Below are 19,798 nucleotides of genomic sequence, written 5' to 3' on the forward strand. Positions count from 1 at the left end.
TCGCCGTGGGAAATTTTGAAACCGGACAAATCGGGCATGGCTGCGGTTCTCGCAATCGAGAGCCGGTCGGCCATGGCCTGGCAAAGTGGGGCCGTCTGCCCGTGAGAGTCTTTCATCAAGAAGCAATCTCCCGATGGAACCTTCGAATCCCAAGGGTGGTATTCGGACTTCGATCTTCCGGATGTGGAAAACGCAGGACTTAACGTCCTGTTCATGACCCAGATCGATGCGCGGCCGCAGGCCGGAGATGCAGTACGGGGCGCGGCCGCCCCCGAAGACGCCGGAGGCGTCCGCGAGAAAGGCCTCGGCGGAAACTCCGTCGGCCTGATGGGCGGAGCCGTCATCGGCGTCTCGACGGTCGCCCCCGTCTACTGCCTGACCTCGACACTCGGACCCACCGTCGGGGAGGTCGGCCTCCAGATGCCGGCGATCTTCCTGGCCGGCTTCCTCCCGATGCTCCTCGTCGCCTTCGCCTACCGCGAGCTCAACAAGGCGGTCCCGGACTGCGGCACCTCCTTCACCTGGACGGTGAAGGCCTTCGGCCCGCGGATCGGCTGGATGTGCGGCTGGGGTCTGCTGGTGGCCACCGTCGTCGTCCTCTCCAACCTCGCCGGAGTGGCCACGTCCTTCTTCTGGCTCACCGCCGGAGAGATCAGCGGCAGCGAGAGCGTTGCCGCGCTCGACGGCAACAAGGCCGTCCACATCCTCACCACGCTCGCCTTCATCGGCGTCGCCACGGCGATCAGCTACCGCGGCATCACCGCGACCAAGTGGGTCCAGTACGCCCTGGTCGGTCTCCAGCTCACCGTCCTCGCGATCTTCGCCGTCATGGCCATCGCCAAGGCCGACCAGGTCGCCGGCTCCCTGGACTTCTCCCTGTCCTGGATGAACCCGTTCGGTATCGAGTCCTTCTCCGCCTTCACCGCCGGACTCTCCCTGTCGATCTTCATCTACTGGGGCTGGGACGCCTGCCTGTCCATCAACGAGGAGAGCGTCGGCAGCACCCGCACCCCCGGCCGCTCCGCCATGCTCGCCATGGTGATCATCGTCGTCTCGTACCTGATGGTCGCCATCGCCGTGCAGATGTACGCCGGCATCGGCGAGAAGGGCACCGGCCTCGGCAACCCGGACACCTCCGACAACGTGTTCGCGGTCCTGGCCGACCCGATCATGGGCTCGGGCCTCGGCATCCTGCTCTTCGTCGCCGTCCTGGCCTCCGCCGCGGCGAGCCTCCAGACGACCTTCATCCCCGTCGCCCGCACCGCCCTCGCGATGAGCTCGTACGAGGCCATGCCCAAGGCGTTCGCGAAGGTCCACCCCCGCTTCAAGACCCCCGGTCTCGCCACCGTCGCCGCGGGCGTCGCCACCGGCCTCTTCTACACGGTGATGAGCCTCGTCAGCGAGAACGTCCTGGTCGACACCATCTACGCGCTCGGCCTGATGATCTGCTTCTACTACTCGATCACGGCCTTCGCCTGCGTCTGGTTCTTCCGCAAGGAGCTCTCGCGCTCGGCGGCCAACCTGATGATCAAGGGAGTGCTCCCCGGCGTCGGCGGCCTGATGCTCACCGCCGTCTTCGCCAAGACCCTCTACGACATGTGGGACCCGGCCTACGGCTCGGGTTCCTCCGTCCTCGGCATGGGGTCGGTGTTCGTGATCGGCGTCGGCCTGCTGCTCCTCGGCGTCGTGCTGATGCTCGTGATGCAGCGCCGCAGCCCGGCGTTCTTCCGCGGCGAGGTGCTGACCAAGGAGACGCCGGCCCTGGTGATGGCCGACTGACGGACACCGTCACACGGCGGCGGGGCGCAGCCGCAGATGGGTCACGGAAGGTGAGTCGATCACCCGGGTCGTCTCGAACTCGACCGTCCGGTCACCCTCTTCGGTGAACAGCCGCACCCCGCCGCCGAGCAGCACCGGCACCAGATGCAGTTGGAGCTCGTCGAGCAGCCCGGCCGCCAGCACGCCGCGGATCAGCTGCCCGCCGCCGGCGAGGGCCACGTCCTTGTCCCCGGCGGCGCGGCGGGCCCGTTCGACGGCCTCCCCGACCCCGCCCGTGACGAAGGCGAACGTCGTCCCGCCCTGCTTCACCAGCGGCTCACGCTCCTCGTGCGTGACGACGAACACCTGGGCGTGGAACGGCGGCTCGTCCCCCCACGGCTCCTCGCCGCAGTCGAACATCCGCCGGCCCATGACGTAGGCCCCGGCACGCTGCACCGTCTCCTCCACCAGGTCGGCGTCGGGCCCCGTGGCTCCCCCGTCGAGACCGTGCATCTCCCGCCAGCTCGCGAGCGGATACACCCACTCGTGCAGGCGCTCCCCCCGGTCGCCGAGCGGGTTTCCGGGGCCGTCGTTCGGTCCGGCGATGAATCCGTCCAGCGACACGGAGATGTCCGCGACGACCTTGCTCATGACGTGCTCCTTCGGTCGGTGTCCGGCACCGACTCTGCCGCCGCCGGCCGCGGGAGTGTCGGCGCCTCGCCGTCGGCCGCCTCCAGCCGTGCACGCCGTGCGCCGATGGCCCGCTGCGGGGGCGCGGCCCTGCGGTTGTCGGACCCGGCCCGTACAGTCGCCCGCATGACGAAGCCGTTGATCCGGGCGAGCGAGGCGGGCGGGAAGTCGATCGACGACCCCACCTACGTCGAAGTGCACGACCTGCTCGCCGACATGAACCTCTCCCACCCCTACGTGATCGTCGAACGGCGCGACAGGGAGCCGGTGGACCAGCACTACATGCAGGTGCACCTCAACGACGACCTCAGCTACCAGGTCGAGTACCGCGAGGGCCGCGAGGAGCTGCACTTCCAGGCCCATGTGCCCTCGCAGGGCCCCGTGATCGGCCCCGAGCCGGTGGCGAAGGTCATCGACGACTGGATGCGCGACCGCGAGGCATGGCGCACCGCGCTGCCGTGGACCCCGCTGTTCCCGCAGAAGCGTGGACAGTTCCGTCCGTCCAGCCCTCGGAGCTGACGGAATACGATGCATGGAAGGTGTTTTCTTTCTGCTCTCCGGCACCTCGGGTCATGGGATGTCGTACAGCTTTCTGACGGTGTACATGAAGGAGCAGCCGCCGTCGGGCCCCGATGGCGATTCCGTGTCGATGGTGCGGTTGAGACCGTCCAACTGCGACGAGGTCAGGGGGCCGGTTGACCGATGTATCTGGCAGATGACGTCATCGCCGGAGCCCGAGTCGTAGTCCCGCCCATCAAGGTTGACGTCGACCGATTCTCCCGGCCGGACCGTCAGCAGCACCTTGTTGTTGCCCTTGGCGTACGCGCTGTCGCAACGAGCGTAGGTGGCCGACACGCAAAGGCCGCGATCCGCGAACTGGTAACCGCTCCAACCAGTCGGGGCCCATGCCTGGTTGGCCACCTCCGCCGGGGAGGCGGCCGCTGTCCCCGAGGAGGACCACGCGTTACCGAAGTCCCCCGTGCCGCCCCAGCGGCCTATGTTGCGTACCCCCTGACCGTCGTTCCCCCCTCCTGGGGCACTGGTGTGCACGGATACCGAGCCGTAGAAGTCGGCACATTCGGAGTAGCCGCTGCCCGTCCAGCACGAGTGATCGTCGAGCTGGAAGAATCCCACCTTCACCAGAGTCACTTCGACACGATATGAACTTGCCGCCGCTACGGCGCTGTCGGCGTGCACGGTGGGCACCGCCACCGCAGCCGCTGCGACGAACAGGGCCGACAACTTCTTCCGTCTCACGCCCCTCGAACGTTCGGCTTGCGTTCTTGGATTGGCTGCATGGCTCACGCCGAGAGCCCCCGCAGCAGCCGCCAATGTTTTCATGCGAGCACCTTTCATTTCCGTGGCGTGCCAGTCGTTCGGAATGCACTACGTGTCAGAACGTCCACGGCGATACCACTGCCTTCCATTGCCACGACCCAAAGGACGGATTCCAGTACTGAATGGAGGCGACGGCGCGCTCAGAGTTGAGATCGGCGTTCGTGTCGTTCATTTCGAACGAAGCACACGTCCGAGTGGCACCGGGGACGAGGGTCACGTCTGCACAGTTCGCATCACCGCCGAAGGGGTTCAGCAGGACTGTCCGACTCCCCAGGAATACGTTGCGTGTTCCGCCGTTGTAGATGTGAACATGCCCGCCTTTCTTCTGTGTTGCCGCCTCCGTCCGTTCGGAGACGCACATGTTGACCGTCACCCCGGGGAGAGAGCTGTCGAAAGCGCGCCAACCGGTGCAGGAGGTGCCGTCGACCGCTCTTGCCGGAGTGGCCAGTAGCATGAGTTCCGCCGCGGCGGCCAGAATGACTGCACCTGAAACTGCTTTCCGCATGGGGACTTCACTTCTTTCTCGTAGGAACGTCGGCTGTCGCTTCAGCAGGACGGCAAGGACAGTTCGGCGACACGAGCAGGAGTCCGCCGCTTCGTGACGAGTTCACGTGGCATTCCTGCCTGCGGTTCAGGACTCCTTTGCAGGAGTTCAGGTGAGCCGTCGGTCACCACCGAGAGTGCGACAGAGCCGTTCGTTTGACAGGCCCCTCGGTCGGTGGCCGGCGGTGGCCGCCCCGCGCAGCCGGGCGGGGCTCCTCACGTGGCGACGGTCACATCACCGCGCCGACAGTCTCAAGGTGGTAGTGCACGGTGCATGACGAGTTGGATTCCCCGCTGGAGGAGGCTTGGTCGGACAGTGAAAGGCCAGGCAGTGTGGAGTAAGTGAGATTCCCGATGAAGAGATTGCCTTCACACAGCACGTCATCCTCCGACGAACTGTCCTTGTCCATGAACTTGTAGGAGATCTTCAGCTGATCGCCTGCATATACGGCCACCCGGACCTTGTTGTTGTTCTTGATCCGAGGGTGGCTTGAATCGCAACTCTTGTAAGTGCCGCTTGCGCAGAGGAATGTATCCGAGAACTTGTACTGAGTGCCCGAGTAAACCCCCCTGGGACAACTGGCCAGGTCCTGGTTGTTGCTGTTCCATGGCGCCATGGACCAATCGGTACCGTTGTACGAGCAATCCCGGTCTTCTTCGCGCCACGCCGCGAGGTTAAGGGCGCGATTGAGCCTTACGCTGGTGGCGCCGGGAGCCTGAGATCCGGCCGACAGGGTTCCGTAGACCTCGGCCCGATCGCAGCCCTCGAAGAATTCGCAATCGTCGAACGTCGAAGAGAATGCGTCAAACGTGACCTCCACGACGTAGTAGTCCGGGAGTGCGGCCGCCTGAGCCGAAGTTCCTGGAACCAGCAATCCCGCAGTCACAGCCACGAGAGCAGCAGCAGATGACAAAAGCCTCTTCATGAGATCCCCATTCTAGAAACTACTCGCCAGTCCTGTTCATCGATCCGTGCGTTCCTGCAACGAAGGCGGCGGCGCCGACTACAAGATCGCGCCGGCCGGACTCGGCACAGGCCGTATCGGCGCCACCGCTCAACTCCGTCTTCGGCACTTACAGCACCGGGCGCGGCTTTGCTGAGAAGTCTCAACTGCTCACAGCCCGGCCGCATGTCGCGGCAGCGCTCAGAACGCCGGCGACGCCGTGGTGAAGAACGTCCCATACGTACTTGTCGCAGTGTCAGCCCAGGTGGGGGTCTGGTCGAGCGTCCACGGCGTGCTGCAGGAGAAGCTCTGTCCCGGTCCGACGGTGCGGGAAGGGCATGTACGCCCGGTGGTACCGAAGTCCGCGCTGTTCCTCACCTCAAGGCCGGCGGTGTTGGTGACGCCTCCCGTGTTGGTCACGATGCCGTACGCGTAGCTGTGGCTACCGTCTTTGACGAGGCATGCCTTCTGCCAGAACCCCGACAGGTGGGGGACTGCCTGCCAGGCGCTGCAGCTTTGAACCTGAGCCGCACTGGCTTCCGCCGCGGAGAATCCGACAATCGCTGCACTCGCTGTTGCAGTTGCCGACAAGATTCCCGCGAGTCGCTTCAGGCGCTTCATTGAAATCTCTCTCTGGGAGTTTGTGAATCACTCGGACTCGGTTGCCGATCTACCGACCGGTGAGGTTTGGGTTTTTCTTCATGGCTGCCCCATTGAGGCGCGCTGCGTCGGCCAGGTTCCGCTGCAGCGGGTGCCGAGAATTCCATGCATTATTGGAACACCCGTCCGGCTCCGCGAGTAGAGTAATGACTACCCACAAGGTGACGCCGGTTCAGAAGCGGCTGCGTTGCCACACGATGGATTCTTTCGGCGCACTACAAGCGCCGCGTGCATGAGGGGAGTCTCGCCCCCAGGCGCGTCGACGGCGCGTCGCCGGCGGCTTCCCCGTCACCGACGACCTGTCGGCCCGCCTGTCCCCGCTGCTGTTGGACCACATCAACTTCCTGGGCCGGTAGGCGTTTCGTGCGCCCGCAGGAGGCCGGCCGCAGGCCGCTATGCGAACCGTCGGCCGGTGAGGACGAGAGCGAGCGGCAGGACCGCCGATCAAGCGACGGCGGGGCTGGGGCGCTTCACGAGGACGACGTCGTGCCAATGCTCGCGGGGGCGGCCGCGGCGCTCGGGGTGCCCAGGATCGGGAAGCCGGCCCTGGTGTGCAGGGCGGAGGATCGGGTGTTCTTCGGAAGGCGATGAGCGCGAGGTTCGCCAGGCCAGGGCCGCTGCCGAAGCTTGATGCGCACCGGCAGCCTTCAGTCGGGCGATCGACGATCGGCGAACTGCAGCAGGTGCAGCCGATCTCCAACTGAAGAGTGTGTCAGGCGGTGGTGAGTCGCTCATAGCAGTCATAGTTCCGCTGAGTGATGATCTTCCCATCGCGAAATTCCAGGAAGACCGCGATGTGGGCGCGCAGGGTATGCCCCGCGGGCAGGTTGCCCAGAGGGACGGCGGTCGTCCCGACCCAGAGCACTTCCAGAGCGACCTGGTCCCCCACGGCAAGAGCATTGAGCACCTCGAAGCTCTGCATGCTCAGTCCGTTGCGGCCCGCTTCGGCAGCAGCGCACAAGCCTGCCAGGTCTCGGACGTTGCCGTCGGGAAAGAGCGCGTTGGGCAGCTCATGGTGGGTGGCGTCGGGATGGAAGAACGCGCAGAGTTCCTCGCCGGTAGCGAAGCCGGAGACGGCTTGGTGGTAGCGGACAGCGGTGTCGATGTTGGGATGTTGTTGCAGTGACATATGAACAACTATAGTTGTGCAACTGTGGTTGTCAAGTGTAGGATGGCCCCATGCCACCCTCGCTCGACCCACAGCAACTGGACACCGGAACGCTCGCCCTCCTTGTCGGCCACGCCGCCGCCAAGCTGGTTCAGGAGCAGTTGGCCAAGGAGGGTTTTGGCGACCTGCGCTTCTCGCACGGCTATGTCTTCCAGCACCTGATTGACGATGAGCCCACGGTTGGCGAGCTGGCTGCGCACTTGGCCATGACCCAGCAAGGAGCCTCCAAAGCGGTAGCAGAGCTCGAACGCCTCGGCTACTGCGAGCGCGCGCCCGATGCTGCCGACGCCCGCATCCGCCGCGTCCGGCTGACCGCTCGCGGCCAGGAGGCCGTGGCCGCGGCACGACGCGCCCGCAGTGCTCTGGATCAGCGACTGGCCGACCACCTCGGCGAGCAGCACCTGGCCGAGCATCGAGACCTGCTGGTCCGGCTCCTGGACGAACTCGGCGGAACCGCAGCGGTGGAACGCCGGGCTGTACGACCGCCCCGGTAACCAGGCAGAACACGCATCGGCTGTCCGCCCACACGGCCCACCGGGGAGGCTCATTCGCAGCCGCGGGTGGAGTCGGTCCCGGGTCCGGTGGTGGCGGTGCCGTACATGCGGCCCTGGTCGGTTGCCGCGTCGGAGGTGTCCAGGTGGCGGGATCACCGAAGAGAACTCACACCGCCGTGGCGCGACGGGCGCTTCCGGGTGCTGGGCTCACGCGGGGGCACCACGCGGCGCGGGACGCGGTCCGAGCGCATCCGGCCCAGCACCTGCACCGGCAGATCGTCGAGCAGGAAGGCCAAGCGGGGCAGGTCGTTTCCGGCGTCCACCCCATCAGGATCTCCGGGTCACCGTTCCTCCACTGACCGGCTGCGAGCAGCCGCTCGACCAGTTCGGAGGTGCGCGCGTCGGGCCGCAGCCGGCCGGTTATGTCGGCGGCCGGCGCCAGCCGTCCGTCCGCCGCCCGCGGCAGAGACACCGCGGCCAGGGCCCGCCGGAGCCGGGCCCCCTCCAGCCGACCGGACTCCGGCAGCAAGCCGCCGCGGAGGCGCGAAGCGGCTCGAGGCGACACTCACATCGGCCACGTCGCCGGGGAGTGGGCGACAGCGCCAGGCGCGAGCCGACCGCCGTGGAAGCCACCCAGACCCAGTACACCGCGTAGGCCGGTGAGGAGCCGACAGCCTCGGGAGGGAGGCGCCGGTCACAGGCGCTCGGGCGAGGGCACCCAGAAGTGCCGGAAGTACACGTTCTCGCCGTCGATTTCGACATCGTCCAGGATGCCCACAGTGATATGGGTGTCCCGGGCGTCGCTCCAGGCCAGGTGGGCCCAGACCACGCATTCCACCTCGTTTCCCGCGTCCGGGACGGCGATCTTCCCCCAGTAAGGCGGGGGTACACCGTCGCGCGGCTGGGAGAAGTCGTAGGCGTAGACGTGCTTTCTGCCGTTCGAGGCTTCTTCGTAGTCAGAGGCGATGTAGAGGTTCCTGCCGTCGTTTCCGCCGAACGTGGCGCCCTGCACATGGTGCAATCCGCTGGGCAGCGGGATTTCCTTCACCAGTCGTCCGTTGTCGCGGTCGTAGCCCCACAGATGGTCCACCCGCTGAAACGCGCTGTCCGAAGAGCCGAAGACCGAGCTGTACACCAGCGTGTCAAAGGGGTTGAACGCGAGCCATGGGTTCTTCGAACGCTGGGGTGCAGGCGAACCGATGCTCCTGCCCCACATCGACACGATTCCCACCGTCCTCAGTTCGCGGGAGACCTTCCATATACGAGGAGGTTCACTCTGCTCGATGGGCACGTACACCACCCCGCGCTGTGTGTCGAAGGTCGGCGCCCCAATGTGGCCGCTGCCGGGCGGCGCGGCGAGGGTCCCGTACTGCACGGAGAAATCGAGTGACAGCTTGTACAGGCGCTGGTTCCCAGGTGCATTGGAGACCACGTACCAGAACGCACCGTCCGTGCACATCCCTTGGAACTGCGTACACCAGGACCGCTCGAAACCCGTGTTCTTGGCGTGCTGCCACTCCCGGATACGGGGATCCAGAGAGGGCCTGGGCGTCAGGCGAAGGGATGCCGTCCCAGCGGCGTCCGCTGCCGTTGCGGAACCCGCAGCGCCGTACACGGGAAGTGCCGTAGCCGCGGCGACCGCGCCGAGACCGGTGAGAAAGCTTCTCCGCTGCATACCTTTTCCCCCACCTTCCCAGGAGCTCTTGCCCCTGACACGCTAGGCAGCCGGCAGCGGTCCAGGCATGAGCATGTAATACTCAAGATCGCCGAAGTTCAGTCCGGCACCCCGCACCTTCCACTGGTGCCTCGAGCCGGCACACGCAGCCGGAGCGCCGAGTAGCGCGCGAGAGAGCCTGTTGGCCGCCATCAGGAACACTCTCGAGTAGGCCTTGTCCGCGGCGACAGCGTCAGGCCGGGTCCGGGGACGGCCGACCGGTAGACGGACCCGCACCTTCTGCAGCACGGGGACGACCTGCGGGCTGCCGGCGGCCTGTCCTGCGGTCAGGAGGAACGACAAGGGACGGCACTCGCGGTCAGCGGCGCGAGATGAACCTTGCTGGTCAACCCGCCACGGGATCTGCCGAGCAGGGCTTCCTTCAAGCGGAGCTTGCGCCGTCGCCTGATGTGCCGCCGCTCGTCCTGGCCGGGGGCGTCACTTCCGTCCTGTCCGTTCTGTTCCGGCGGGCCGCCCCCTTTTGCCGGGCCCTTTTCTGGTCGGCGGCGGCTTCCTCGAGGGCCTCCATGACCTCCTTGCCGATGCACATCCCGGCGGCGTCGTGGTGGGCGCGGGCGGTGGTGGAGTCCACGTGACCACGGACAAGTCCGTCTGCCCCTGGCGGACGGCCTCAGGGATCACGCCTTCCAGCAACGCGGTGAAGACACCGGCGTCCCTCCAGGCCCGGAAGCGGCCGTAGACCGTCGGCCACGGGGCCGAACTCGCCCGGCATCTCCCGCCACTGACTGCTGGTGCGGAACCGCCAGATCACCCCCTCGAACTGCTCACGCAGCCGCTCGGGGGTACGGGCCGTACTCTCCTATCGGCAGGAACGGCTTCCAGACGAATCCGGATCGGCAAGATTGATCACGACGTCACACAGGCCCTAGTCGCGCGCGGCGGGCTCGAGCTCGGCCATCTCGTTCCAGCCCTGGCCCGGCACCTCGACGTTGATGATCTCGGGCTTGGTCGCGATCGCGGTGGCCATCGCCTCCATGCCGGCCTTGAAGTGGTCGGACGCGACGTGGACCGCGCCCGCCTCCGCGTCGGCGAAGGCCTCCAGCAGCGTGAACTTGTGGGGGTCGTCGACGCTGCGCGACCAGTCGTAGAAGAGATTCCCGGGCTCGGCGCGGGTGGCGCGCGTGAAGTCGTCGACGATGTCGAGCCAGCGGTCGCTGTACTCGGGGCGGACGGTGAACCTGACGGCGATGAAGATCATGCCTCCAGGGTGGGCCGCGCGGCGGACCGGCACCACTGGGGCGGCCCCGCATTCCGACGCCGTCGGAAACCGGGTCCGGCGTACGGTCAGCCGGCCGGTGGCAGATGCCGTGCCGTGCGTACCAGCGCCGCCCGCAGCTCGCCGTGCCGGCGCCGGAAGTCCGCCGTCGGCAGCGACAACGACAACGCGTGCACCACACCGTCCGCGCCCTGCTCCGGAAGCGCCGCCGCGAGGCAGGTGTACGCCGGGTCGGCCTCGCCCACGGACACCGCGTACCCCCGGCCCCGCACCCGCTCGACCTCCGCCTCGAAGCGTTCCGCGCCGGTGATCGTACGGTCGGTGAAGCGGGCCATCCCGTACTCGGCCAGGTACCGCCGACGCGCCGCCCTCGGCAGCGCGGCGAGCAGCACCTTGCCGTGCGCGGTCGCGTGCGCCCGCGTCTCGGGGCCGGGCACGAAGGGGTGCTCGCTGTCCGTGACCGGCACCGTGCTGTCGAGCATGACGATCCGGCCGTCGCGGTACGCCGTGACGTACGCCTCCGCGCCGGTCGCCCGCCGCAGCCGCGGCAGCAGTCCGGCGAGCTGCGGCCCGAGCCCGAGATGCCGCTGGAACGACCGGTGCAGGACGGCCACGCGCGGTCCCGGTGCGTACCCGTCGCCGGTCCTGACCAGATGCCCGCGCGCGGCGAGCGGCCCCAGCAGGTGGTACACGGTCGACAGCGAGCACCCCAGCCGCCGCGCGAGCGCCTTGGCCCCGAGGGGGCCGGGCGCGTCGGCGACGGCGTCGAGGATCTCCAGCGCGCGGTCGACGGACTGCGGCCCGGAGGCGGGGCTGGGCATGATCACGTTCCTTCCACGGTCTCTCGGGTTCCCCCGAGCGTACGTGGCCGGAACGCCCGGTCAGCCGCCCAGGAAGATCGGATTGGTGAAGGCGGCCAGCGGCCCCGGCAACCCGGGGACGACCGGCGCGTGCCGCACCTCGGCGCGTACGTACGTGGCGTACTGCGCCGTCGTACGCCACTCCACCGTGCCCGCCCCGGAGGCCGGGACCGCCGCCGTGTGCAGGACGCCCTGGTCGGTGACGATGCGGACCGTGCAGCCGGGCACGCCCGCCACCTCCACCCGTACGGTCACCGGGTCGTCGTCGTCCACGCGCAGCCGCCCGCCGATCCCCGCGTGCTGCCCGCGCCCGCCGGCCGCCGAGAAGGCCACGGTCACGTCCTTGTTCTCGGCGACATAGCTGCGCCCGGCCCTGATCCCCTCGAGGATCGCCTCGCGCGTCAGATCGTCGGCGAGGACGACCGTCTGCGGAGAGCCGATCGGGTCGGGGTGGCGATGGGCGTCGCTGTTGCCCATGGCCGGGGTCCAGCGCTTCCCGGTGCGCGCGGCGACGGCCAGCGCGCTGTCCCAGTCGGCGAGGGACACCTCGTCGTCGGGGGTGTAGGGCCCGTTCCAGACCTCCACCGCGTCCGCGTCGCCGAAGCCGAACTTCCAGTTGCAGCCGATGCAGGTGGCGTGCGGGTGGGCCGGGACGACGAGGCCGCCGGCCCGGCGGATCGCGCGGGCGTAGTGCCCGAAGCGGTTGTCGCGGGCGCGATAGCGCCAGTCGACGAACGTCCCCGGGTCGGTGCCGAGCGCCACCACGTGCCCGTTGCGCGTCGTGACCTCCTCCCCGAGCAGGATCAGCAGGTCGTCACCGGCCTGGTCGGCCCAGTGGGCATGTGCCGCATGGGTGTTGTGCTCGGAGGAGTTGATGAAGTCGAGCCCGGCGGCGCGGGCGAGGGCGGCGATCTCGGCCGGGGTGCGCCTGCCGTCCGAGTACCACGAGTGCAGGTGGCAGTCGCCCCGGTACCAGGCGCGCCCGCGCCCCTTGGCCCGCTCCGGCGGGTACGCCGCCGGGCGCGGCTCGGCCTGCTCCCCGTAGGTGAGCGTGACGCGGACCTCGTACGTCAGGCCCTGCGGCGCGACGGTGTACGGCCCGAGGGCGATGTGCCACAGGCCGGGCAGGACGGGCCCGGGGATGTAGCCCGGAGTCGCGTCGTCCGCCTGGATGAAGAACTCCGTCCTGGCGCCGCCCGACCAGCCGCGGAACCCTTTGCCGCCGAGGGCGGTTCCGCGCTCGTCGAAGATGCCGATGTCGAGGGCGTTGCCCGCGGTGCCGGCGGGCTGGGGCGGCTTCTCGTAGCTGTACGAGACGTGGATCCGGCTGACGCCCGCCGGGATCTCCACGGGGAGGTACACGAAGTCGGGTGCGCCGGGCGGCAGCGTGCCGCGTACGACCTCCGTCGCCCCTTCGCCGGTGCGTGGTGCCGCGTTCGCGAAGCTCACGGTGCCCAAGGTGAGGGCGGCGGCGGCTCCCGTCACGAGGAGACCGCGTCTGCCCAGGGCGTGTTCGTCGTCGTTGCACATGCCGTCGGCTCCCGGGATGTCGAGGGGACAGGAGAGGTGCGGTGGTGCGTCGATGCAGTCGAACCCTGGTATTGAGCCGTGAACGCGGGTGCAAGGGAAGGGGGTTGGCAGGGGATCGGCGGATGACGCGGCCATGACGGCGACGCGGCCCGTCGTTTGGGCCTACCTTGTCCCCATGCGGATCGCGACCACGATCTTCCTCACCGACGAGACGATCACCCCCGTGCGGCTGGCCCGCGAACTCGAACAGCGCGGCTACGCCGGGCTCTACCTCCCCGAACACACCCATATCCCGGTGGCGCGGACCACCCCGTACGGCGCGGGCGGCGAACTCCCGCCCGAGTACGGCCGCATGCTGGACCCCTTCGTGGCGCTGGCCCAGGCGGCGGCGGTCACGTCGACCCTGCGGCTGGGCACGGGCGTGACGCTGGTGGCCCAGCACGACCCGATCGCCCTGGCGAAGCGGATCGCGACCCTGGACCACGTGTCCGGGGGCCGGTTCACGCTGGGCGTCGGCTTCGGCTGGAACGTCGAGGAGGCGGCGGACCACGGCGTCGAATGGTCGACGCGCCGGGAACTGGTCCGGGACAGGATGCGCCTGATGCGGGCGCTGTGGTCGCCGGAGCCGCACGCCTTCGAGGGCGAACACGCTTCGGTCAGCGCCTCGTTCGCCCACCCCAAACCCCAGGGCGGAGCCCCGCGCACGCTGGTGGGCGGCGCGGCGGGCCCGAAGCTGTTCGCGCACATCGCGGAGTACGGCGACGGCTGGATGCCGATCGGCGGCCGCGGGATGGGGGAGTCGGTCCCGAAGCTGCGCGACGTGTGGACGGCGGCGGGCCGCGACCCGAAGTCCCTGGAAGTGGTCCCGTACGCGGTCCGCCCGTCACCGGGCAAGCTGGCGCACTACGCGGACCAGGGCGTGACGGAGGTGGTGCTGCAACTGCCGCCGGGGAGCGATCTGGAGGTGCTGCGGGCGCTGGACGAGTACGCGCAGTATCTGTGAGCCGGTGCGGCTTCGTCTGTCGCGAAGGTTCGCCCCGCGAACCTGTACGGCCCGGGCCATGGGCACATCGCTGGATGCCCCCAACCGATGACCCCGGCCCCCGGCTTGCGAACGTCTTCCCCTGGCCGAGGACCACGGATAGGTCCTCGCTCCGTGACGGGTGGGTACTGACTCAGAGTTCCACGCGCGCGTAGACGACGAAGGCGGCCCAGGCGGGAGCGGTGAGCGCGAGCTGAGGGCCGGGGAGATTCTTGGAGTCGCGGACGTGGACGGTGGTGGGGGTGGTGGCGACCTCGACGCACTCCCCGCCGCCGCCACTGCTGTAGCTGCTCTTGAACCAGTTGAGCTTCTGCTCGGTGTTCATCGCTCTCCCAGCATCTTCTCGATCAGGGCAAGGGACTCACCAGGCCTGAGAGCCTGCGACTGCATGATCCCATAGCGGATCGACAGCACACTGACCTCTTCCCTGTCGGTGATCAGGCGCGGGTAGGTGTGTGTCTCCAGATATGCCACCTGCTGTCGGCCTTTGGGTGTGACGAGAGTGAACGGGCCGTCCAGGCCCGGCTGTTCCTCCCGGTCGAGGGGCATCACCTGAAGCTGGACAGTCCGGAGCCGCCCGACATCGATGAGCCTGCGCAGTTGCTGGTGGTGAACGGCTCGCCCTCCGATCGGCCGGAGCAGGACGCTCTCGTCGAGGATGAAACTGAACGTGGGGGACGGCCAAGGCTCGAAGATCTGCTGCCGAGCGAGGCGGTCGGCTACCCGCTTCTCGATTGTGGCGTCGTCAAGCAGTGACCGCCATTGCGTGAAGACAGCACGGGCGTAGTCCTCGGTCTGGAGCAAGCCGGGCACGGACTGGTTGTTGTAGACGCAGAGCTGAACAGCATCTGCCTCCAGCGTGGCGTAGTTCCGATACCACTCCGGATGCCGGGTCCGTGCCTTCGACTGCGCCTCCCTTACGTCATCGACGGCGGCCTTGAGCACGCCTCCCGCGCTCACCAGACCGTCCACGCGCTCCAGGAAGTCGGGTTGTGGGGTCCGGACCCCGCGCTCGATCGCGGAGATCAGGTCCTCCCCGCAATGGGCAGCGATGCCGAGCTCCTTCTGGCTCAGCCCGGCCCGTTCCCGCAGTACCTTGATCTGCTTGCCGAGTGCCCGGAACAGATGCGCTGTCCCGTCCACCTCGGCCGGCCTCTCCGGTCGCTCTTCCCGCCCGGCGTTCCCCATGCCGTACCCGCCCTTGCGTACGTACCCGAAGGTCACGGCCGACAGCCGTACAGCGGACCGACCGTGTCCGTACGGATACCCGGCGTCGAGCCGTAGGTCCTGGTCAGCGTAGGCAGAGCCGGACACGCTCGGTGACGTGAATACGGAAATCACCACCCCGACGGCTGAGTTCACCCAGCGCTTCACGTCGACCCGGCGCGGCGCCCGTCTGGCCCGCCGCTTGGCGGTGCACCAACTCGACGCGTGGGGCTACGCGTACGGCAGCGAGCTGTCCGACACGGCGGCGCTGATCGCGGCGGAGCTCGCCGCGAACGCGGTCACGCACGGCCGGGTCCCGGGCCGGGACTTCGAGCTACGCCTGCGCTTGACGGAGACGACGCTCCGCATCGAGGTCTCGGACGCCCGGGGCGAACGCGCGCCGTTGGCGGGAGCGCCGACCCCGAATGCGGAAGCGAGCCGCGGGCTGGTGCTAGTCACGGCGCTGGCGACGGATTGGGGCGTGTTCGAGCGCCAGGTCGGCAAGACGGTCTGGGCTGAGCTTGCCTTGTGAGCGTCAGTGTTGTGCGCTGCGGCACCTTGTCTCAGGAGTCTTCCAGGAGGTCGCGTACATAGTCTCTAAGGTTCGAAGGCAGTCTAGTGGTGTCGATATCTCTCAGTCGTCTGAGGTGCTCGGTACTGGTAAATCCGCCGGCTCCGAGCTCCAGCAGCGAATTCAACTGCGACTCCAGGGCGTCGAGATCTGACTCACATGCGGCAGCGATCGACACCACGCCAGCCAGTAGCACTCCATCGAAGGGCGAGTAACTATTCAGCCAGTCGCTGATTCTGTCTGCAGCGAGCTCGCGTTGGCGAGGATCTTTGTCCATTACCTGGCGTAGAAGTTCCATCATCGCGTCGGCTTGTAGTGCCATATTTGCGTGACCCTTCGTGCTAGTACGGAAGTTGATATTGACTGGGCCAGGGTATATGAGTGTCGTTGGCGGCTTCTGAATTGTAGTTCGGGCTGTTTGGGTTGTGGACTTGTCGATGGTAGAGAGTTCCCGCCTCGTCCTGATATCGACCGCCGATCGAAAGTCTGTAGACGTCTCCGTTGGCTGCGTTCGATCCGGCTGGGGCGGTCCCGTCGGCGTCATGCACACGCAGGCGGACAACGTTTCCTGTTACGTCGTCCTTCCACTTGTACTCCACCCCCTTCTGAGCCCCGCCGTTCGGGTCCGGTGTAAGTTGGCGAACCTCGGCGTCCTTTGGGACTACGGCCAATGGGTTTTTGTCTCGTAGGTCCCAGCCACCTCCTTCAATCCGTTCCGGGCACGGAGACAAACCGAGTGGGTCTGTCCAGCTGTGCGGATTGTGAACGTACGCGTTGGCGTTCGGTGCGGGAGCGAGCCCTAGGGGGTCTTGTGTAACGTAGCGAGCAGTCTCGGGGTCGTAGTGGCGATGGAAGTTGTAGTGCAGGCCGGTTTCTGTGTCGAAGTATTGTCCCGGAAAGCGCAGTGGTGTGTACGCGGTGCTTGATGCCGCCCAGGCTGTGGCACCCCAGAGTGTCGCTCGCATGCGCCACGCCAAATTACCTGATTCATCGAAGAGTTCTTGCGGCGTGCCGACCAGGTCAGTGACAATGGCGAAGAAGCGCTCATCGAACTCCTCTTGGGATGCGTCGCCGTCGAATAGACGCTCTATTTGCGCAATCGGGCGCAAGTCGTGGTAATCCCAGGCGAGCGCAACAGCGTTGGGGAACGCTTCGTCGATGGTGAGCTGTTCACAAAGTGTCGCCCCGTCCCACGCGAAGGAGACCTGTTCCAAGACGGTTTGTTCGTCGCCGAAAATGCGCTGTTTCGCCACGCGCCGGCCGAGTGCGTCGTACTGGTAGCGCCAAACGGTGCCGTCCGGGGTGGTCACGGAGGTGAGCCGGTCCTCTGCGTCCCACACGTAGTGCCAGGTGTCGGGCTTGCGTGACAGCCGAGTTTTCCGGCGCAGGACGATCCTGCCCTGGGCGTCGTGTTCGTAGCGGACGTTCCCGGCGCGGGTCAGGCGCGTTCCCGCGTAGACGCGGCTGCCGGTGGCTTCCTGACCCGGGTGGGAGGCTGGCCATGATGCGTCGGTCTGGTTGCTTTCCGCGTCGTACGCGTAGCGCTCGGTCCAGTTTGCAGCGTGGACAGCGGTGACACGGCCGACCATGTCCAGGTCGAACCTGCGCGGGCCAGCCAACAGATCGTCGATGCCGACAAGGTTGCCGTCTGCCCGGTAGGTATAGGTCCGATGCTGGAGATCGCGGTCCCGTCCGCTGATCCTCTGATCGGTGAGCCGGCCCATCGTGTCGAAGGAGTGGCTCAGCCTGAGCGTCTCGCCTATGTGGCGGGTGAGTTCGCGCCCTGCGGCGTCGCGTTCGAAGGTGAGGGTGCGGCCAGAGCTGGTGAGCGAGGCGCGGCGTCCGGCCGGGTCGTAGGTCCATGAGCTGACGGTGCCGCTGGGCGTCGTTCTGCCCGTTCTGCGTCCGAGCACGTCGTGGTCGAAGGTGACCTTGCGGCCGTTGACTGTTTCGGACTTGAGGCGTCCGTAGCGGTCGCGCAGCCTGGTGAGTATCGCGTCAGGAGACGTGGCCACAGCCAGTTCATCGAAGATGTCGTATTCGAAGGTGCTGACCGCACCGGCTGCGTCCTTGCGGACGACCTGACTCAGCTCGTTGTGTAGGTATGTGATGCTCTGGCCGAGGCCGTTCGTGCGGGTCGTGAGCCGATCGGCTGCGTCGTAGGCGTAGGCGAGGGTCCGGCTGTCGAAGTCGTTCTCGGATATGAGTCGGCCGGCAGGATCGTAGGTGTAGTTCCAGGTGAGACCCTGCGGATTGATGACCTGGGTCAGCCGGAGGTTCGTGTCGTGGCTGAACACATAGCGGACCCCGTCCGCGTCAGTACGGGCGGTCAGGAGGTCGAAGTCCGTGTACTCGAACGTGGTGACGCCGCCGACCGCGTCGGTGTTGCTGGTGCAGTTGCCTTCGCCATCGTAGGTCCACGACTGTTCGCTGCGGTCGGCGTCGATGCGCCGCGCGAGTTTGCCCTCGACGGTCCACTCCAAGCGCGTGACTGCTCCGAGGGGGTCGGTGATGGCGACCGGGCGGCCGAAGGCATCGCGCTGGTAGTGCGTGACCCCGCCCAAGGGGTCGGTGATGTCCACGGGCAGGCCGGCCTTGTCGCAGCAGACGGCGGTCGTGTATCCGATGGCGTCCGTTACGGATGTGAGGTGCCCTGCCTCGTCATAGGTGAAGTGGGTCGTTGCTCCTGACGGATCGGTGACGGACCTGCGGTTGCCGCGATCGTCGTAGGTCTGCCGTGTGACGTTCCCGTCGGTACTGATGATGCGGATGGGGAGGCCGAGGTCGTTGTACTCGGCGCGCGACTGCCGTCCGTCCGGTCGTTCCACCATGGTCAATCGGCCGCGCTCGTCGTAGGTGGACCGGCTGACGTGGCCCAGAGCGTCGGTGCGGGACAGCAGGCGGTTGTAGCGGTCGTATTCGTAGCGGGTGACCGCGCCCAGCGCGTTGATTTCTGCGACGACCTGCGAGCGGTCGTTGATCAGGAAGCGCTTGGTGTGGCCGAGGCCGTCGGTGATGGACGTCGTCCGCAGGCCCGTGTCCGGGTCGGTGTCGTCCCATGTGAAGCGCGATTCGACATGCCCGTTCGAGCCCGTCTGGTAAGTGCAGCGGTCTTGGTCGTCGTAGACGTAGTCGTAGTGGCTGCCGTTGGTGTCGGTCCATGACGTGATGCGGCCGTGCTCGTCGCAGCCGAAGCGGAGCGGCTTGCCGGAGGAGTTGGTGACCTCGCTGAGGTGGCCGTCGGTGTAGCCGTAACGGAGGATCTCCTGATCACTGCCGTCCGGGGCCGCGCCTGCCAGGTGCAGGGCGGTGATACGGCCTTCGCCGGTGGTGAGCTTCAGGTGGTAGCCGCCGTGGTGGACGATCGACGTCGGTGCACCCGATTCGTCGTATTCGAAGGCGATCCAGCGGCCGTTGCGATCGTCTGTCTGGGCGAGCAGCGCGAGTTCATCACTGTGGTCGACGAAGTGCCAGACCCTCCCGGTGTCGGGGTCAGTGATGGTGTAGCCGTCGTCGACCCGGTCGAGGGGCCAGCGTCGGCCGTGAGTGGGCATGACCGGAACACCGGGTGCGGGATGGGGGTAGGCGAGAAGGCTGCCTTCGTCGCAGCTGAAGACGACTCCTTCTGAGTCGATCTCCAGCCGCTGGTCGACGGTGGACGACCATGCGGGCCCGAACCAGCGGCCGGAACGCCGGGACGAGTCGAATGTGCGCTGGAACACGAGGGGCAGGGAGCCGGGCAGTACGATGTCGGTCTGCGGCAGGAGCATCCGGCCCGTAGCCATCTCGACGGGGTCGCCGTCGCACTTGTTGTCACGGCACCTGTTGCTGTTGCTGTCCGGATTCTTCTCGTGGTCTCCGCGGGTATTGTCCGGTTTACCGTCCCCGTCGGGCAGGTGCTTGGCTCCGTTCATGCCCGCGCGCAGGCCGCCACGTGCCAGCCCTGTGCCCTTGGTGCCGAGGATTTCGGGGACGAGGCGGCCGAGGAATTCGGCGGGGTCGCCCTTCGCCGCGTCCCACGCGTTCTTCAAGGCGCGGTCGGG

The 19,798-nt window shown here is 67.3% G+C and carries 19 protein-coding genes and 2 pseudogenes; 5 read left to right on the plus strand and 16 right to left on the minus strand.

What is annotated here, in order from left to right:
- The first annotated feature begins 213 nt into the window (after window positions 1-213).
- Entirely contained in the window at window positions 214-1,779 is a 1,566-nt protein-coding gene (locus ACWD0A_RS09875) for an APC family permease (RefSeq protein WP_451296348.1), read from the plus strand.
- A gap of 9 nt (window positions 1,780-1,788) precedes the next feature.
- On the opposite strand, the gene ACWD0A_RS09880 is transcribed toward ACWD0A_RS09875, so the two are convergent.
- Window positions 1,789-2,409 (minus strand): dihydrofolate reductase family protein, encoded by a 621-nt coding sequence (locus ACWD0A_RS09880; protein WP_451296350.1) that lies wholly within the window; start codon window positions 2,407-2,409, stop codon window positions 1,789-1,791.
- 165 nt (window positions 2,410-2,574) lie between these two features.
- Between ACWD0A_RS09880 and ACWD0A_RS09885 the strand changes: the two genes are divergently transcribed.
- A complete protein-coding gene (locus ACWD0A_RS09885) occupies window positions 2,575-2,967 on the plus strand; it encodes a hypothetical protein (RefSeq protein ID WP_451296352.1) in 393 nt (130 codons plus the stop codon).
- 51 nt (window positions 2,968-3,018) lie between these two features.
- Here the strand turns inward: ACWD0A_RS09885 and ACWD0A_RS09890 are convergent, their stop codons facing one another.
- From ACWD0A_RS09890 to ACWD0A_RS09905, 4 genes are all read right to left on the minus strand, one after another.
- Window positions 3,019-3,705, minus strand: coding sequence for a hypothetical protein (locus tag ACWD0A_RS09890; protein ID WP_451296354.1), 687 nt, complete (start codon window positions 3,703-3,705; stop codon window positions 3,019-3,021).
- A 136-nt stretch (window positions 3,706-3,841) separates the two neighbouring features.
- A complete protein-coding gene (locus ACWD0A_RS09895; RefSeq protein ID WP_451296356.1) occupies window positions 3,842-4,291 on the minus strand; it encodes a hypothetical protein in 450 nt (149 codons plus the stop codon).
- Between the two features lie 268 nt (window positions 4,292-4,559).
- Window positions 4,560-5,222 carry a hypothetical protein gene (locus tag ACWD0A_RS09900; RefSeq protein WP_451296358.1) on the minus strand — a complete coding sequence of 221 codons (663 nt, stop codon included), beginning with the start codon at window positions 5,220-5,222 and terminating at the stop codon, window positions 4,560-4,562.
- Between the two features lie 1,423 nt (window positions 5,223-6,645).
- Window positions 6,646-7,062 carry a nuclear transport factor 2 family protein gene (locus ACWD0A_RS09905; RefSeq protein ID WP_451296360.1) on the minus strand — a complete coding sequence of 139 codons (417 nt, stop codon included), beginning with the start codon at window positions 7,060-7,062 and terminating at the stop codon, window positions 6,646-6,648.
- A gap of 50 nt (window positions 7,063-7,112) precedes the next feature.
- Between ACWD0A_RS09905 and ACWD0A_RS09910 the strand changes: the two genes are divergently transcribed.
- Window positions 7,113-7,595 (plus strand): MarR family winged helix-turn-helix transcriptional regulator, encoded by a 483-nt coding sequence (locus ACWD0A_RS09910; RefSeq protein WP_451296362.1) that lies wholly within the window; start codon window positions 7,113-7,115, stop codon window positions 7,593-7,595.
- A gap of 152 nt (window positions 7,596-7,747) precedes the next feature.
- Here ACWD0A_RS09910 and ACWD0A_RS09915 read toward each other — a convergent pair whose 3' ends face one another.
- From ACWD0A_RS09915 to ACWD0A_RS09945, 7 genes and pseudogenes are all read right to left on the minus strand, one after another.
- The gene (locus tag ACWD0A_RS09915) at window positions 7,748-7,918 is read right to left on the minus strand and encodes a hypothetical protein (RefSeq protein WP_451296364.1); all 171 of its coding nucleotides are present in this window, start codon (window positions 7,916-7,918) and stop codon (window positions 7,748-7,750) included.
- A gap of 371 nt (window positions 7,919-8,289) precedes the next feature.
- Window positions 8,290-9,027 carry a hypothetical protein gene (locus ACWD0A_RS09920; protein ID WP_451296404.1) on the minus strand — a complete coding sequence of 246 codons (738 nt, stop codon included), beginning with the start codon at window positions 9,025-9,027 and terminating at the stop codon, window positions 8,290-8,292.
- 186 nt (window positions 9,028-9,213) lie between these two features.
- Window positions 9,214-9,270: pseudogene (locus tag ACWD0A_RS09925) on the minus strand (twin-arginine translocation signal domain-containing protein); the annotation flags it as partial.
- Between the two features lie 204 nt (window positions 9,271-9,474).
- Window positions 9,475-10,139, minus strand: a pseudogene (locus ACWD0A_RS09930) (transposase); the annotation flags it as partial.
- Between the two features lie 56 nt (window positions 10,140-10,195).
- Window positions 10,196-10,528: a putative quinol monooxygenase gene (locus tag ACWD0A_RS09935; protein ID WP_451296366.1), complete on the minus strand. Its 333-nt coding sequence runs from the start codon at window positions 10,526-10,528 to the stop codon at window positions 10,196-10,198.
- An 86-nt stretch (window positions 10,529-10,614) separates the two neighbouring features.
- Window positions 10,615-11,367, minus strand: coding sequence for an IclR family transcriptional regulator (locus tag ACWD0A_RS09940; RefSeq protein WP_451296368.1), 753 nt, complete (start codon window positions 11,365-11,367; stop codon window positions 10,615-10,617).
- A gap of 60 nt (window positions 11,368-11,427) precedes the next feature.
- Window positions 11,428-12,936 (minus strand): CehA/McbA family metallohydrolase, encoded by a 1,509-nt coding sequence (locus ACWD0A_RS09945; RefSeq protein ID WP_451296370.1) that lies wholly within the window; start codon window positions 12,934-12,936, stop codon window positions 11,428-11,430.
- A gap of 175 nt (window positions 12,937-13,111) precedes the next feature.
- Between ACWD0A_RS09945 and ACWD0A_RS09950 the strand changes: the two genes are divergently transcribed.
- Window positions 13,112-13,939 carry an LLM class F420-dependent oxidoreductase gene (locus tag ACWD0A_RS09950; RefSeq protein ID WP_451296372.1) on the plus strand — a complete coding sequence of 276 codons (828 nt, stop codon included), beginning with the start codon at window positions 13,112-13,114 and terminating at the stop codon, window positions 13,937-13,939.
- A gap of 172 nt (window positions 13,940-14,111) precedes the next feature.
- Here the strand turns inward: ACWD0A_RS09950 and ACWD0A_RS09955 are convergent, their stop codons facing one another.
- Entirely contained in the window at window positions 14,112-14,303 is a 192-nt protein-coding gene (locus ACWD0A_RS09955; RefSeq protein WP_451296374.1) for a DUF397 domain-containing protein, read from the minus strand.
- Window positions 14,300-15,166 carry a helix-turn-helix domain-containing protein gene (locus tag ACWD0A_RS09960; protein WP_451296400.1) on the minus strand — a complete coding sequence of 289 codons (867 nt, stop codon included), beginning with the start codon at window positions 15,164-15,166 and terminating at the stop codon, window positions 14,300-14,302. Before ACWD0A_RS09960 ends, ACWD0A_RS09955 begins: the two co-directional genes overlap by 4 nt.
- Window positions 15,167-15,302: 136 nt before the next feature.
- On the opposite strand from ACWD0A_RS09960, the gene ACWD0A_RS09965 reads away from it, so the two are divergent.
- Window positions 15,303-15,716: an ATP-binding protein gene (locus ACWD0A_RS09965; protein ID WP_451296376.1), complete on the plus strand. Its 414-nt coding sequence runs from the start codon at window positions 15,303-15,305 to the stop codon at window positions 15,714-15,716.
- 31 nt (window positions 15,717-15,747) lie between these two features.
- Here the strand turns inward: ACWD0A_RS09965 and ACWD0A_RS09970 are convergent, their stop codons facing one another.
- Together ACWD0A_RS09970 and ACWD0A_RS09975 are read right to left on the minus strand one after the other, a co-directional pair.
- A complete protein-coding gene (locus tag ACWD0A_RS09970; RefSeq protein ID WP_451296378.1) occupies window positions 15,748-16,077 on the minus strand; it encodes a hypothetical protein in 330 nt (109 codons plus the stop codon).
- Window positions 16,078-16,096: 19 nt separating this feature from the next.
- A partial coding sequence (locus ACWD0A_RS09975) for a polymorphic toxin type 30 domain-containing protein (protein WP_451296380.1) occupies window positions 16,097-19,798 on the minus strand: 3,702 nt, incomplete at its 5' end.

The organism is Streptomyces sp. NPDC002867, assembly GCF_053591895.1.

Bases quoted from the DNA above. Each gene is read 5' to 3' on its own strand.
- ACWD0A_RS09910 (WP_451296362.1), top strand. From the start codon at position 7,113: ATGCCACCCTCGCTCGACCCACAGCAACTGGACACCGGAACGCTCGCC.
- ACWD0A_RS09885 (WP_451296352.1), top strand. From the start codon at position 2,575: ATGACGAAGCCGTTGATCCGGGCGAGCGAGGCGGGCGGGAAGTCGATC.
- ACWD0A_RS09945 (WP_451296370.1), bottom strand. From the start codon at position 12,936: ATGTGCAACGACGACGAACACGCCCTGGGCAGACGCGGTCTCCTCGTG.
- ACWD0A_RS09950 (WP_451296372.1), top strand. From the start codon at position 13,112: ATGCGGATCGCGACCACGATCTTCCTCACCGACGAGACGATCACCCCC.
- ACWD0A_RS09875 (WP_451296348.1), top strand. From the start codon at position 214: ATGACCCAGATCGATGCGCGGCCGCAGGCCGGAGATGCAGTACGGGGC.
- ACWD0A_RS09905 (WP_451296360.1), bottom strand. From the start codon at position 7,062: ATGTCACTGCAACAACATCCCAACATCGACACCGCTGTCCGCTACCAC.
- ACWD0A_RS09935 (WP_451296366.1), bottom strand. From the start codon at position 10,528: ATGATCTTCATCGCCGTCAGGTTCACCGTCCGCCCCGAGTACAGCGAC.
- ACWD0A_RS09940 (WP_451296368.1), bottom strand. From the start codon at position 11,367: ATGCCCAGCCCCGCCTCCGGGCCGCAGTCCGTCGACCGCGCGCTGGAG.
- ACWD0A_RS09970 (WP_451296378.1), bottom strand. From the start codon at position 16,077: ATGGCACTACAAGCCGACGCGATGATGGAACTTCTACGCCAGGTAATG.
- ACWD0A_RS09895 (WP_451296356.1), bottom strand. From the start codon at position 4,291: ATGCGGAAAGCAGTTTCAGGTGCAGTCATTCTGGCCGCCGCGGCGGAA.
- ACWD0A_RS09955 (WP_451296374.1), bottom strand. From the start codon at position 14,303: ATGAACACCGAGCAGAAGCTCAACTGGTTCAAGAGCAGCTACAGCAGT.
- ACWD0A_RS09880 (WP_451296350.1), bottom strand. From the start codon at position 2,409: ATGAGCAAGGTCGTCGCGGACATCTCCGTGTCGCTGGACGGATTCATC.
- ACWD0A_RS09960 (WP_451296400.1), bottom strand. From the start codon at position 15,166: ATGGGGAACGCCGGGCGGGAAGAGCGACCGGAGAGGCCGGCCGAGGTG.